The 13,681-nt window shown below is 71.6% G+C and carries 11 protein-coding genes; all 11 read left to right on the top strand.

Annotation, left to right across the window (positions count from 1 at the left end):
• Positions 1-11 precede the first annotated feature (11 nt).
• The 11 genes from lpxB (at position 12) to U7230_RS12475 (ending at position 13,445) form a co-directional block, all read left to right on the top strand.
• The gene (gene lpxB / locus U7230_RS12525) at positions 12-1,142 is read left to right on the top strand and encodes a lipid-A-disaccharide synthase (protein ID WP_324716172.1); all 1,131 of its coding nucleotides are present in this window, start codon (positions 12-14) and stop codon (positions 1,140-1,142) included.
• The gene (locus tag U7230_RS12520; protein ID WP_324716171.1) at positions 1,139-2,392 is read left to right on the top strand and encodes a glycosyltransferase family protein; all 1,254 of its coding nucleotides are present in this window, start codon (positions 1,139-1,141) and stop codon (positions 2,390-2,392) included. The genes lpxB and U7230_RS12520 overlap by 4 nt, the downstream gene beginning before the upstream one ends.
• On the top strand, positions 2,389-4,125 hold the full coding sequence (locus tag U7230_RS12515) for an ABC transporter ATP-binding protein (RefSeq protein WP_324716170.1): 1,737 nt from the start codon (positions 2,389-2,391) through the stop codon (positions 4,123-4,125). Before U7230_RS12520 ends, U7230_RS12515 begins: the two co-directional genes overlap by 4 nt.
• Before the next feature lie 55 nt (positions 4,126-4,180).
• A complete protein-coding gene (locus tag U7230_RS12510) occupies positions 4,181-5,140 on the top strand; it encodes an NAD-dependent epimerase/dehydratase family protein (protein WP_324716169.1) in 960 nt (319 codons plus the stop codon).
• Positions 5,137-5,868: an LPS export ABC transporter ATP-binding protein gene (gene lptB / locus U7230_RS12505; RefSeq protein WP_324716168.1), complete on the top strand. Its 732-nt coding sequence runs from the start codon at positions 5,137-5,139 to the stop codon at positions 5,866-5,868. Before U7230_RS12510 ends, lptB begins: the two co-directional genes overlap by 4 nt.
• A gap of 92 nt (positions 5,869-5,960) precedes the next feature.
• Complete coding sequence (locus U7230_RS12500; protein WP_324716167.1) at positions 5,961-7,277, top strand: DUF3084 family protein; 1,317 nt, start codon at positions 5,961-5,963, stop codon at positions 7,275-7,277.
• Positions 7,278-7,611: 334 nt separating this feature from the next.
• Positions 7,612-8,556 carry an S-layer homology domain-containing protein gene (locus U7230_RS12495; RefSeq protein WP_324716166.1) on the top strand — a complete coding sequence of 315 codons (945 nt, stop codon included), beginning with the start codon at positions 7,612-7,614 and terminating at the stop codon, positions 8,554-8,556.
• Positions 8,557-8,631: 75 nt separating this feature from the next.
• Positions 8,632-9,990, top strand: coding sequence for an S-layer homology domain-containing protein (locus U7230_RS12490; protein WP_324716165.1), 1,359 nt, complete (start codon positions 8,632-8,634; stop codon positions 9,988-9,990).
• A gap of 5 nt (positions 9,991-9,995) precedes the next feature.
• Positions 9,996-10,403, top strand: coding sequence for a RuvC family protein (locus U7230_RS12485; RefSeq protein ID WP_324716164.1), 408 nt, complete (start codon positions 9,996-9,998; stop codon positions 10,401-10,403).
• 79 nt (positions 10,404-10,482) lie between these two features.
• A complete protein-coding gene (locus U7230_RS12480) occupies positions 10,483-12,363 on the top strand; it encodes a hypothetical protein (RefSeq protein ID WP_324716163.1) in 1,881 nt (626 codons plus the stop codon).
• A 47-nt stretch (positions 12,364-12,410) separates the two neighbouring features.
• The gene (locus U7230_RS12475) at positions 12,411-13,445 is read left to right on the top strand and encodes a hypothetical protein (protein ID WP_324716162.1); all 1,035 of its coding nucleotides are present in this window, start codon (positions 12,411-12,413) and stop codon (positions 13,443-13,445) included.
• Positions 13,446-13,681 lie beyond the last annotated feature (236 nt).

Raw genomic sequence — 13,681 nt, 5'->3', positions numbered from 1 at the left:
GCACTCGGGTCATGGTGGTGGCCGGCGAGGCGTCGGGCGACGCCTACGGGGCTGCGCTCGTGGGAGCGCTGCGCAGCATCCGGTCGCCCCTCTCCTGCTTCGGCATGGGCGGGTCGGCGATGGCGCGCTCCGGCGTGCACCTCGTCTACGACGTGACGGGACGCGGCACGGTGGGCTTCGCCGAGTCGATCCGGCAGATCCCGCTCTTCCGGCGTCTGCTGGCGCGCCTGGTGGAGGCGGCCCGGCGCCTCCGGCCCAACGTGGCGGTGCTCATCGACTTCCCGGGGTTCAACTTGCGCCTCGGGCCGGCGCTGCGGCACCTGGGCGTGCCGGTGGTCTACTACATCGCCCCGGCCGTCTGGGCGTGGGGCGCAGGGCGGGCCCGGTCGGTAGCCTCGTTCGCGGACCGGGTGGTATGCGCCTTCGACTTCGAGGTGCCGCTGTACGAGCAGGCCGGAGCCCGGGGGGTGCACTGGTTGGGCCATCCCATCCTCGACGACGTGCCTCCCCGGCCCTCACGGAGCGAGGCGTTGGCCGATCTCGGTTTGAGCGGTGCCGGCGGGGTGGTGGCGTGGCTGCCGGGCAGCCGGATCCAGGAGGTCGAGCGCCTGTACCCGGTCATGGTGGAGGCGGCCGCGCTCATCCGGGCCAGGCGGCCGCAGGTCGAGTTCGTGGCCTCGGTGGCGCCCGGCATCGATCCCGCCCTGCTCGAGCACGTCGGGGGCAAAGCGCAGCGTGACCTCGGCATTCGCCTGGTCGGAGGCGGCATCTGGCGATCCCTGGCGGTGGCCGACGTCGCCGTGGTGGCATCGGGGACCGCGACGCTGCAGGCGGCGCTGTGGCAGGTGCCCATGGTGGTGGTCTACCGCGTCTCGGAGCCGACGTACCAGATGGCCCGGCGGCTCGTGCGGATCTCGCACGTCTCCCTGCCCAACGTCGTCTGCGGCTCCGAGGTCGTCGAGGAGCTGCTCCAGCACGCGGTGCGGCCGGACCGGGTCGCCCAGTCGGTCCTGGCGAGGCTCGCCTCGCCGCAACGGCTTCAACAGGAACGGGAGGCGCTGGCCGCGGTGCGAGCCCGCCTCGGGCAGCCCGGAGCCGCCTCTCGGGCCGCCCGCCTCATCCTGGAGGCCGCGAGGCCGTGAGCGCGCCGGCCGACCTGGTGCTGACGGCCAACGGGCCCGGCGAAATCTCGGGGTGGCTCTTCCCGGTCCTGGGGGCGCTGCGCGAGCAGCTCGGCGGGGACAGCGGTGGGCGCCGGGACGTCCGGGTCGTCGTCTGGACGCCGCCGTGCAACTTTGCCTCCGGGCGCGAGCGCGAGGCCCTGGAGCGGATGGGCGGCTGGGACCTGCTCCTGGGACCCCGTGAGATGTGGCAGTTCGTGCTCCGGGGACGCTTGCCCGATCGCTACCGGCCTGCCCGCCGGGGCATGGTGGTGTTCCTCGGGGGGGATCTCTTCTACGCCGCGGTCGTCGCCAGGCGCCTGGGCTATGCGGCGGTGGCGTATACCGAGGGGCGTGCTCGCTGGTTTTGGGCCTACGAGCGGTTTTTCGTCCCCGACGAGTCCGCCCGGCGGCGGGCGGTCGGGATGGGCGCCTCCCCCCGGCGGGTGGAGGTGGCCGGCGACCTGGTGGTCGACGCGATCGAGCAGCGCCGGCGAAGTTTGCCAGAGGCCGAAACGGGCGCCGCTGCTCGCCTCGAGCGCCCTCTCACGGTGGGCTTGTTTGCGGGAAGCCGGGACTTTGAGGTACGCTGGGTCCTGCCGCTGCTGTTGCGTGCGGCCGGGATGGTGCGAGAGCGGCTGGCCGGCCGGGAGCTGCGGGTAGTGGCGGTGCGCTCTCCTTATGCCTCCGGCAGGGCGGTGGAGGAGGCGCTCGCCGACGCGGGCCCGCAGGCGGCAGCGCGGGTCGAGTGGGTCACGGACGAGGACTGGACCGGGATGCGCCGTACGCAGGCCATGCTGGAGTGCGACGTGGCCATCACCGTGCCCGGGACGGTGACGGCGGAGCTGGGGGTGTTAGGGGTTCCGACCGTGACGATCTTGCCGCTCCAGCGGCCGGATCTCATCCCGCTGGAAGGGGTGCCGGGCCTGGTGGGCTCGCTCCCTCTGGTGGGACGGGGTATCAAGGCTGCCATCGTACGGCGCGGGGCGCGCCGGGTCGGGCCGCTTTCGGTACCTTCCCGGCGGGCCGGCCGGGTCCTCTCCCCCCAGCTCGTCGGGACCGTGACCCCCGAGAACGTGGCGGCCGAGGTGGCCGCGCTGCTCCAGGACGCCCCCCGGCGCCGCCGCCTGGGCGAGGAACTTCGCCGGGCGATGGGCCCGCCCGGGGCGGCTGTGCGGATGGCCGCCTACGTGCTGGGCCGCCTGGGCGCCGGGGCAGGCGTCGGGCCGTGAACGGCTCTCGCCTGCTGGCCCGGCAGGTAGGCCACTACGCGCTGCCCCTGGTGGCCGGCATCCTGCTGCTCCTGGTCACGGTCGGCGGTGAACTCAGCCTGCCCCTGCTGATCGGCCAGGGGCTGTTCGACCGCGTGCTCGTGCAGCGCGACCTGGCCGAGCTGCACCGGGTGTTGCTGTGGACCGTGCTGGTCTATCTGGCCCGAGCGCTCACCCAGTTCGGATCGACCTACCTGACCTCGTATGCGGGCCAGCGGGCCGTGGCGGACCTGCGGGCCCGGCTGCACGACCACCTCCAGGGCCTGTCCATCGCGTACCTCCAGCGCCAGCGGGTCGGTGACCAGGTTTCCCGCATCACGTCGGACCTGACCGTCATCCAAAATGCCCTGACCCCGGGGCTCTCGGAGCTGGTGCGCAACGCGGCCACGCTGGTGGGCACGACCGTGGTGCTCTTCTCGGTGCACTGGAAGCTCGCCGCCCTGGCCTTCCTGATCTTGCCGGTGGCCGGCGGGGCGGTCGAGCTGTACGGCCGGCTCATCCGCCGCTACACCCGAGAGGTCCAGGAGCGGATCGCCGACGTGGCCGGCATCCTGCACGAGAGCCTGAGCGCCATCCGGGTGGTCAAGGCGTTCACCGTCGAAGAACAGCAGCGCCGCCGCTTCGCCCGCTCCAACGAACAGGGCTTCCATGCGGCCATGAAGTCGACGCAGGTCATGGCCACCGTCTCCCCCGTCGTCGAACTCCTGATGCTCGGCGCGATGGCGGTGGTGGTCTACATGGGCGCCCGGGAGGTGCTCACCGGCCGGATCACCATGGGGCAGCTGGTGGCGTTTCTCTCCTACCTGGGGATGGTGAGCGGGCCGGTCTCCAGCATCGGGCGCATCTACACGCAGATGCAACAAGGCGTGGCGGCGGCCGACCGGGCGGCCGAGATCCTGCGACAGGCACCCGAGGCCGTGCAGGGGCCGGGGGCCGTGGAGCTGGTGCCCGAGCGGGTGAGAGGCGCGGTCGAGTTTCGCAACGTGAGCTTCCGGTACGAAGACGGTGGCATCGAGGCGCTGCACGGCGTGAACCTGCGGGTCGAGCCGGGCGAGGTCGTCGCGGTGGTGGGGCCGAGCGGCGCGGGGAAGACGACGCTGGTGAGCCTGCTGCCGCGCTTTTTCGACCCGACCGAGGGCGCCGTGCTGCTGGACGGGCGCGATCTGCGGAGCGTCGAGCTGGGCTCGCTGCGCCGGTTGGTGGCGGTGGTGCCGCAGGATACGGTGCTGTTTCGCCTGAGCGTGGCCGAAAACATCGCCATCGGCCGCCCCGGGGCGAGCCGCCGCCAGATCGAGGAGGCGGCCACGCTGGCCAACGCCGCGCCGTTCATCGAGCGGCTTCCGGAGGGGTACGACACCGTCCTCGGCGACCTGGGGGCAGGGCTTTCCGGGGGCGAAAGGCAGCGGCTGGCCATCGCCCGGGCCATGCTGCGGGATCCCCGCATCTTGATCCTGGACGAGGCGACCAGCTCCCTCGATGCCCAGTCGGAGGCCCTGGTGCAGGAGGCGCTGGCCAGGCTGATGAAGGGGCGCACGACGTTCATCGTGGCGCACCGCCTCTCCACCATCAGCCGGGCCGATCGCATCGTGGTCATGGAGGCGGGCCGCGTCGTCGAGATCGGCTCGCACGACGAGTTGATGGCGCGCGCCGGGCTCTACTCGCGGCTGTACAGGCTCCAGGCCGTGACGGCCTGAGGGTCGTGGCGGTATCTTCCGGCGGCGCCCGGCCGCGGAGGGGTTGGCGGGGGACATGGGGCGCCCCGGGCGGGTCATCGTAACCGGAGGGGCCGGCTTCATCGGCTCGCACGTGGTCGAGCGGCTCGAGGCCGACGGCTGGCGGGTGGGGGTCATAGACGACCTTTCGACCGGCCGGGCGGCCAACGTGCCGGCGTCGTGCGAATTGATCCCGGCCGATGTGCGGTCGCCGGAGGCCGGCCGGTTCATCGAGACGTTCGGGGCCGAGGCGGTGGCGCACCTCGCCGCTCAGGTCAGCGTCGCCGCGAGCGTGCGCGATCCGGGCCATGACCTGAGCGTCAACGTCCTGGGCACCGTGGCGGTCGTGCAGGCCTGCGCGCGGGGCGGGGTGCGACGGGTGGTACTCGCCTCGTCGGCCGCCGTCTACGGCATGCCCGCATGCTTGCCCGTCGACGAGCGGCACCCCCTGCTGCCCGTCTCCCCGTATGGCGCCTCGAAGCTCGCCGCGGAGCATTACCTGCGCGTGATGGCCCAACAGGCGGGCATCGGGTGGGTGGCGCTGCGGTACGCCAACGTGTACGGGCCTCGCCAGAGCGCGGACGGCGAGGCGGGCGTCGTGGCCCGGTGGATGGCGCTGCTGGAGGCCGGCCGGCCGCTGGTGGTACACGGCGACGGCCAGCAAAGCCGCGACTTCGTCTTCGTCGACGACGTGGCCGAGGCCACGGCGCGGGCGTTGACCGCCGAGACCGCGTGCAACTGCGCGCTCAACATCGGCACGGGCCTCGCCAGCCGGGTGCTGGACCTGGCCGACGCGCTCTGGTCGGCCGCCGGCAAGGAGGGGCCGCCGCCCCTCACCTTCGCCCCGCCCAGGCCGGGCGACATCCGCCACAGCCGGCTCGACGCCCGCAAGGCCGAAAGGCTGTTGGGCTGGCGGGCGAGAATCTCCCTGGAGCAAGGACTACGGCAGATGGTAGCCCGGCGGCAGGCGGCCCGAGCCGCCGGGGAGGGGGATTGAGCACCGCGGTCCGGTTGGAGGCGCGGGGGCTGGTCAAGCGCTACGGCGGAAGGCCCGTGGTCGACGGGATCAGCCTGGAGGTGGGTGCCGGCGAGGTCGTCGGCTTGCTGGGGCCCAACGGGGCCGGCAAGACGACCACCTTCTACCTCATCGTGGGGCTGGTCCGGCCGGACGGGGGAGCGATCGTCCTCGGCGACCGCGACATCACCCGCATGCCGGTGTACCGCAGGAGCCGGATGGGGCTCGCTTACCTCGCACAGGAACCCTCCGTCTTCCGCCGCATGACCGTCGAGCAGAACCTCGACGCGGTGCTCCAGCTGCGGCGCATGCCGGCCGGGGAGCGCCGGCAGGTGGCGCGGCGGCTGTTGGAGCAGTTCGGGCTGGTCTCGCTGGCGAAGTCGCGGGCGGCGAGCCTTTCAGGAGGCGAGCGCCGCCGGGCCGAGGTGGCGAGGGCGCTTGCCCTGGAGCCTCGCTTCTTGTTACTGGACGAGCCCTTCACCGGCGTCGACCCCATTGCCGTCGCCGACTTGCAGCGCATCATCCGCACCCTGGTGGAGCAGGGCATCGGGGTGCTGATCACCGACCACAACGTGCGGGAGACCCTGGCCATCACGGATCGGGCGTACATCATCCACCAGGGACGGATCCTGGCGTCGGGCCCGTCCGAGTCGATCGCAAGGGATGCCGCCGCTCGCCGGTACTATTTTGGCGACGACTTCCAGCTGTAGCGGGGCCGTTGCCCTGCGGAGCGCCGCGCAGGGCGCAAGGCGCCCCGGGATGGTAGGAGAGCCCGGGGCGGGAGTGGAGGGAGGCGAGCCCGATGTACAGCGTGGCCCTGGTCGCGTCGCTGCTGGCGATGGCAGGGGTCATCGCGTTCATCGGCGACCGGGTGGGCCGGCGCGTGGGCCGGCGCCGGTTGACCCTGTTCGGCCTGCGGCCCCGCCACACCTCCGTCGTCGTGACGGTGCTGACCGGCATCATCATCGCCGGCGCCTCCCTCGGCATCCTCGCGGCCGTCTCGGGCGAGGTACGGACGGCCATCTTCCGCATCGACGAGATTCAGCGCATGCTGGCCCAAAACCGGTCCCACCTCCGGGCCCTGCAGCAGCAGCTGGACGAGCGCCAGGCCGCCCTGGTCGAGGCGACCAAGGCCCGCGACGCTGCAGTGCGCCAGCGGGATGCGGCCTTCGAGGAGCAACGCAGGGCCGAACAGGAGCTGGCGGCGGCGCGCGCCGTGCTGGCGCAGGTCCAGTCTGACCTGCAGCGCAGCCGTTCCGAGCTGGAGACGGCCCAAGAGCGCCTCGAGGAGACTCGCAAGAACCTCTCGTTCCAGACCGCGCGGGTGCGCCAGTTGGAACAGCTGGGCGAGACGCTGGCGGGGCGGGTGCAGGAGCTGCAGCAGCAGGTTGCCTCGCTGGAACAAACGGAACAGCAGCTGAGCGAGGCCATCCTGGCGCTGTGGAACACCGCCCAGCGGCTGCAGTACGGCAACGTGGTCTTCCGCCGCGACGAGATCCTGCTTTCCGCCGTCCTGACGTCCCAGGGCGACGCGAAAGCCGCCGAGGCTCAGCTCCTCGACTTCCTCAAGCGCGTGGAGGCAGCGGCGCAGGCCCGGGCGGGCATCCCTCCGTCCGACGGGAAGAGCAGCGACGGCACGGCCGCCGCCTCCGGGGGCATCGTGCGGCTGTTGCCCAAGGAGTTCGACGACGGGGTGCAACTCTTGGCCTCCGGCCGCGGCACCTGGGTGGTGCGGGCGAGGGTGGACCGCAACACTCTGGCCGGCGAGCCCGTGGTGGTGCATATCGAGCTGGTGCCCCGGAGCCTGGCCTTCCGGGCCGGCCAGACGGTGACCGAGGGCCGCGTCGACCCGTCCGAGGGGCGGATCGAGGACCAGGTGCTGGAGCTCTTGCGGCAGGCCAACGAGGTGGCGATCCGCTACGGCTCCATGGTCACCGGTCCCGATGGGACGGTGGGCAAGCTCGTGAGTGCCGACGAGTTCGTCCGGGTGGTCGCACAGCTGCAGCAGCTCAACCGGCCGGCGACGGTACGGGCGATTGCGGTGCGTGACACGTACAACACCGAAGGCCCCCTGGTCATCCACCTCGAGGTGCTGCCCGGCGGGGCTTCGGGCTCGTAACGGCCCCGCCGCGCGTGCCCGGCGTCACGCCGGGCCGTCTCATCCGGCATCCTCCCGCATCCGGCCGCGCCTGCCGGCGAGTTCGACCCAAACCGCTACGACGGCAGGAATTGGCACCCCTGTTGCTGGCGAAAGTGGCAGGAGCTCACCGCCGATAGCAGGACCTGGCTGGGGTCCGCAGAATCCAGCTAATGTCGTGGCTTGGCATTTGTCCCACTAGGTGCCGCCGGCCGCAGGCGGCCTACCTTCGGGCCGGATCAGGGGAGGGGCTGGCAGCCCGGCGTTGAGTCTTGGGGCCGAGCCATTTCCGCAACGGAGGGGGTTGCAGGTCGACATGGTGCGAAGGGCCCTGACGATCGTGCTGGCGGTGGTAGTGCTGGCGGTAGGGGCACCGGCCGCCTGGGCGGCGGAGGGCGGGAGCTTCGTCGACGTACCGGAGGGCCACTGGGCCTATGAGGCCATCAGCAACCTGGCAGCGGCGGGTCTGGTGGAGGGCTATCCGGACGGCACGTTCGGGGGTTCCCGGACGCTGACCCGGTATGAGGCGGCTATGATTTTCTCCCGGATGTTGGGCCGGCTCGAAAACGTGATCAAGCAAGACGTAGCGGGCGAGGTCCAGGGGCTGTCGGCTCAGGTGGCCGGCGACGTGAGCCAGCGGGTGATGGCGAGGGCGACCGCCGAGATCCAGCAGAGCATCATGGCAGCCCGTGAGGCTCTGGCACAGGATCTGGACCGGATGGTCCAGGAGAAGCTGGCGGCAGCCGAGCCCAAGACCGTCGAGCGCGTCGTGGTGGAGAAACAACCGCAGGTGACGGAGCGGGTGGTCGTGGAGCGGCCCTTCGAGGTGACCGATGAAGTCCGGGCCGCCATCGCGGCGGTCGTCGCGGATCAGGTGCAGCAACAGCTCTCGCCGGAGCGGCTGCAGGGACTGGCGGCCGACGTGGCCAAGAGCAAGGAGGTCAGCGACGCCATCGATGCGGCGATCCAGGAGAAGGTCGGGCCGGTGCTCGGCCTCCAGGGCCTCGACGTTGACGTGGCCGCGCTGCGGGGGGACGTCGACGCCATCCGGGCGGTGCTGGATCGGCGCGTGGAGGAGCTCAGCGGCTCCATCGCGGAGCTGAGCCAGCGGGTGACCAACCTGGAGCAGCAGGCGGTCGCGCAGGGCGAGCTGGCCTCCGTCAGCAAGGAAGTACAGGCGCTTCGCACGGCCAACCAGCGCCTGACCGTCGCGCTGGTCATCGTGGGGTTGCTCGCGGTGGCGGGTATCGTCGTCAAGTAGGGGAGCCATGAGCCCTGTGCCGATGGCGGCCCGGCCTGGCCGGGCCGCCATCGGGCCCGAAGGAGGGCTTTTTTCGTGACGAGGGCGTTAGTAAATCTATCCCCTTCCGGCGGCCGGCGAGGGATAGGAGCAAGAGCGGCGGCCGCGGCGGCCGGTCTGGCGGCGTTAGTGTCGGTGGCCGCCGGGAGCGCATGGGCGGCGGAGGGTGGGGAGTTCGTCGACGTCCCGGAGGGTCACTGGGCCTGCGAAGCCATCAGCCGTCTGGCGGCGGCAGGCGTGGCAGAGGGGTACCCCGACGGGACGTTTGGCGGCTCCCGAGCGCTCACCCGTTACGAGGCCGCGGTGATGGCGTCGCGGATGTTCGACCGGCTCCGAGCGGCGCTGCAGGAGGAAGTGCGCATCTCGTCGCCCCCCATCGTCGAACGGGTCATCGTGGAAAAGCAGCCGCAGGTCGTCGAGCGGGTGGAGGTCGAGCGGCCCTTCGAGGTAACGGACGAGATCCGCGCGGCCATCGAAGCGGTGGTGGCCGGCCGGGTGGATGCCATGCTCACCCATCGGGAACGAGGGCTCGCCTCGCGGCTCGAGGCGCTAGAATCGCATGTACGGGGACTCGATGCGACCCTCCAGGAGACGCACGAGACCCTGCGCGTATCTGCCGGCACAGCGGAGCAGTTGCGGATGCGGGTCGCCGGCGCGGAGCAGAGGCTCGACGGCATGCTGGCAGCCGCACAGGAGGATGCCCGCTCGCTTGCGGTGCTGGCAGGATATGCGTCCGATTTGAGGAGCGAGAGACTGGCAGGGTCCGGCGTCAGCGCCGGCCTGCGGGTTTTCTTGCCCGGCCGGTGGGCGGACGGCTTCGTCGGTTGGACGGCGGGAGGCAGGGCAGGAGAAGCGCCCGAGACGGCGATGGCGGCCCACCTCGAGTGGCGAGGCGGGCCTCTTCTCGACGCGAGCATGGCCCTGGGCAGCCGGCTGGAAATGACAGGGTCGTCTCGAATCCGTGTAGCGGTACGCCACTTTGTTGCCTGGCGCCGGTCGCTCGTGCCCGGTGTGGAGGTTCTGGTCCGGGCGGGCGTGGGAGAGTCCCGGCCTGGCCCGAGCGGGGCGAGGCCGATTTCGCCTCTGGTCGAAATACCAGGGCCGGGCCCGTTCGTTTTGGCCGCGTTGGGTTGGCAGCCGGGGTTCGTCCCTGCCTCGCTCGCAGGCACGGTAGAGCGGGCGTGGCCTGCGGCCGGCGAGAGCGACAGGAGCGCGCAGACCCGGTGGTCCCTCGAGGCGCGGGTACCGCTGGGATGGACGGGGAAAGGGAGCGCGGCGCGGCTCCGGCTCGACTGGGACGGGGCCGGAGGCGTGCAGGCCCGCTGGCTGCTGGAGTTGCAGGTGATACGGTGGCCGGGAGAAGGAGCCCGGGCGATGTCGGGGAGCGTGTCGTGAGGGTCGTGCTGGCAGTCGACCCGGGAAGGGCCAAGTGCGGGGTGGCGGCCGTCCGGGAAGACGGGGTGGTGCTCCACAAGGAGATCGTAGCGTCGGGCGAGGTCGAAGCCCGGGTAGGGGCACTCATCGAGCAGTTCGCCCCCGCTGCCGTCGTGCTGGGCAACCGGACGGGCGCGCGGGAGGTGCGCCGCCGCCTGGAGCAACTCCCCTCCGTGGGCCGGTTGGGCGGGGTCGAGGTGGTGGAAGAGGCCCACACGTCGGAGCTGGCCAGGCGCCGGTATTTCCAGGCCCACCCTCCCCGGGGCCTGTGGAGACTCGTCCCGATAGGGATGCGCACCCCGCCGGAGCCGGTGGACGACTGGACGGCGGTCATCCTGGCCGAACGGTTCCTGCGCGAGAAATTCCAGGAATAAGGGCGCCGCCGGTCGAAGGGTCGGCGCCCCGTACCACGAACTCAGCCCTTGAGGTTCGGGGAGGGAAATGAGACCCGTCGTGCACGGCGTGGCTCGGCGCGTGGCCTGTGCGTGGCTCCTTCTCTCGTCGGTGGGAGTCCTCCCTGCCGCGCCGGCGGGCGGGGCAGGAGTGGCTCTTGCGAGCGCGCCTTCCACGACGGCCTGGCCCGGGGTGGCGGTCTACGGGCCGCTGGCCGAGGTGCCGGCCGGCCACTGGGTCTATTCGGCCCTCGAGAGCCTGATCCGCTCGGGGCTCGTGGTAGAGTACAGCCCGGGCCTGTTCGACCAGGAGCGGACCATCAGCCGGTATGAGGCGGCCATGCTGGTGGTCGACGCGTTCCGCCGTTTCGGCCTGGCCCGGCCGCAGACCCAGGGGCCGGCCGGTTCGTTCACCGTGCTGGATCCGCGGGGGTTGCTCGACAAGGCAGGGGTCGACTCCGGGCAAGAGGTCGCGCTGGCCGACGTGTTGGCCCGGTTGGGCCAGGAGCTGGCGCCCGAGTTGATGGTGCTGGGGTATGCCATCCCAGGGCAGGATGGCCGGCTCCCCGAGGGTGCGGTCGCTGCCCGTCCCCTCACCGTCAGCCCGGGAGCCGCGTGGATGATCCAGCAAACGACGACCAAGGGACCTGCGGCCGGGCGTCCCGCTGCTCCCGCGAGCGAGGGCGGGTCGGGCAGAGCGGAGTCCGGGTCCGCGCTCGCTCCGGTGACGGTCGATCCGGCAGCTCCGGACGTGGCCGCGGCAGGAAAGCCTCTGCTGGAGCCCACGCCGGCCGGCGGCACCTCCACTCCGGTCTCCCGGCCGGAGCCCGTTGTCAGCGTGACCCCTTCGTACCGACTGAGCCTCGGGTCCACGGCTCCCGGCAGGTGGGACGCGGACGCCAGGCTGAGCGTCAACCCCAAGGACGGAGCTGCGGAGGGCTACGGCGCGGTCCTGATGCGAGGTGGGGACCAGTGGCTGTGGGCCCGGGTCGGGCCTATCCCATCGCCCTTGGGCCAGTCTTACGCGCTGCGCGACGACGACGGGACCCTCAGCCTCCAGGGCATCGAAGCTCGTCTTTTGGGCAACGGGGGGCGCACGAGCCTCATGGTGGCCCGGGAGGCCACGGATGGCCTGGTTCCCTCCCCCGCCGGCGAGACGAAGGCCAGCACGATCGCCGTCCTGGATGGCAGCCTCGTGCTCAGCCGTGAGATCGTGGTGGGGGCCGCGCTCGTGCGGGCAGGCTCGGAGCCGGACGAGCTGCTGGGGCTGGAGAAGGGGCAGACCGTCACCTCCCTGATGGGCCGGTACTCTCCCCTCCCGTGGTTGTCCATCTCCGGCGAGTACGCGCAAAACCTGTGGGCCATGCCGCTCGTCTCCGCAGCCATGCGGGTCGGCGCCACGCTGCGCCTGGGCGATGTGCGCCTGGGCGCCAGCGTCGGCAAGGTCGAGCCGGGTTTCCAGAGTGCCCTCGGGCAGGTCCAGCCGGGCTCCGAGGTCGGCGTGGACGCAACGATCCAGATGGGAGACGTCCAGCTGCGGGCCGGAGCCGGCGAGCGCCGGCCGGCCACTTCGCCCGATCAGGCGGATCCCGCGCCGCAGCTCTTGCGTTCGGTGGGGATCCGCATCGGGTCGCTCCCGGGCGGCATGGTGCAGGCGGACTACGAGCTGATTTCGGTGGAAGACCTGGTCAAAGGGCGCCGGGCTACGGTCTCTGTCGGGTGGGGCGCGGACCGGACCAGGCTGAGCATGGGAGTCACGTGGGCGGGCGAGCGCGACGCGTACGCGTCGATGCCACCTTCCCTGGAGGCGAGCGCGGCCATGAGCTATACGCTCACGCCGTATGCAAGCGTGCTGCTCGGGTACAAGCTCATCGACTTCGGTGATCCGCCGGGAGACCGGCGTTCCAACGCCGCCAGCGCCCAGTTCAACCTGCGGTTTTGAGGGTCTACGACCCCCCTTCGGGGAGGCAAGAGGAGGGCTTGGCTGAGATGAGGAGCCGACGGACGGGCTCGGTGGCAGCGGGTCTCGTGGTCTTGGTCGGGGTATTGCTGGCGGTGGGGTGGGCCGGCGGGGCGCGCGCGGCGGTGACGGGCGTGCCCCTGAGCCAGAAGATCCAGCGCATCTATGCGGCCGTCACGGGCAAAGAGCCCCCGGCAGGTACGGGCTTGCGCGACCAGGTGGACGCGGTGACCACGCTCTTGTACGGGGCTGACTGGCAGCAGAAGGTCAGCCCGAGCCTGGTCGGGCGGGTCGACCAGCTCCTGCAGGTGGTGAGCCTGGGCGACCCCAACCGATCGGTCTTCAGCAAGGAGCTGGCGGTGGAGTGGACCATCAACCAGGCGTTGTACGAGTGGGAGCTGGCCAGCCGCAACAAGAGCGTGGATCTGCCGAAGTCGCCGGCAGAGCCCCCGCTCAAGTCGCTACAAGAGCGGGTCGCCTGGCTCGAAACCCTGCTCTACGGCAAAGAGCAGCCGGGCGGCATCCTCGACCGGGTCGACAGGCTGGGCCGTGAGGTCTGGGGCGGCACGGCGCCGACACCCATCCAGACCAAGGTCGTCAAGATCGCCCGCAACACGGGCAACGTCCGGGTACAGTTGCTCGGGACCCTCAGCAACGAGCGGGGGAGCGCCAGCTCCGTGGGGCAGAGGGTGCACTTCGTGGTGATGGACGATCTCCGCGTGGACGGGGCGCTGGTGCTGCCGCGGGGAGCGGTCGGCATCGCGACCGTGGACGAGGTGGAGTCGCCGAGCCTGGGCCGGGCCGGCAAGCTCAGCGCCTCCGGGCTCGTGTGGGCCATCGACGGGACGCTCCTGGGCGCCACGCTTGGCCTGGACGAGGCCGTCAGCTCCGGGCAGGGCGTGAGCATGGTGGGTGCCGGGCTGAGCGGCCCGGTGGCCGCGCCGACGGGCCTGCTGGTACAGGGCGGCGCCCGCAAGCTCGACCCGGGCACGGTCCTGGTCGCCTCCATCGGGCCGGCCCCGGGGTGGAAAGAGGCCCCCGTCATCGACGCGGTCGTCCTGTGACGCTGGGACGTACCCCGCCGCTCGTGGATCACCCCCGGTGCCTCCGTTTGGCGGAGGCACCGGTTTCTTCGAGCCTGCCCCGCCCACGGCCATCCCGCGATACCCGCTTCCATTCCCGAAATGAAGAGGGAAACGCCGATTCGGCCTGAATCTTGTAGGGCGGCAACACCCCATCTTGCCTGGCCTCCAGCGGACGGTCGCCCGTTTTGCGAGCCATGGCTTGGACTGGCACGAGC

The organism is Limnochorda sp. L945t (assembly GCF_035593305.1).
Taxonomy (GTDB): Bacteria; Bacillota; Limnochordia; order Limnochordales; family Geochordaceae; genus Carboxydichorda; species Carboxydichorda subterranea.
This window is presented reverse-complemented; position numbering and strand designations above follow the sequence as displayed.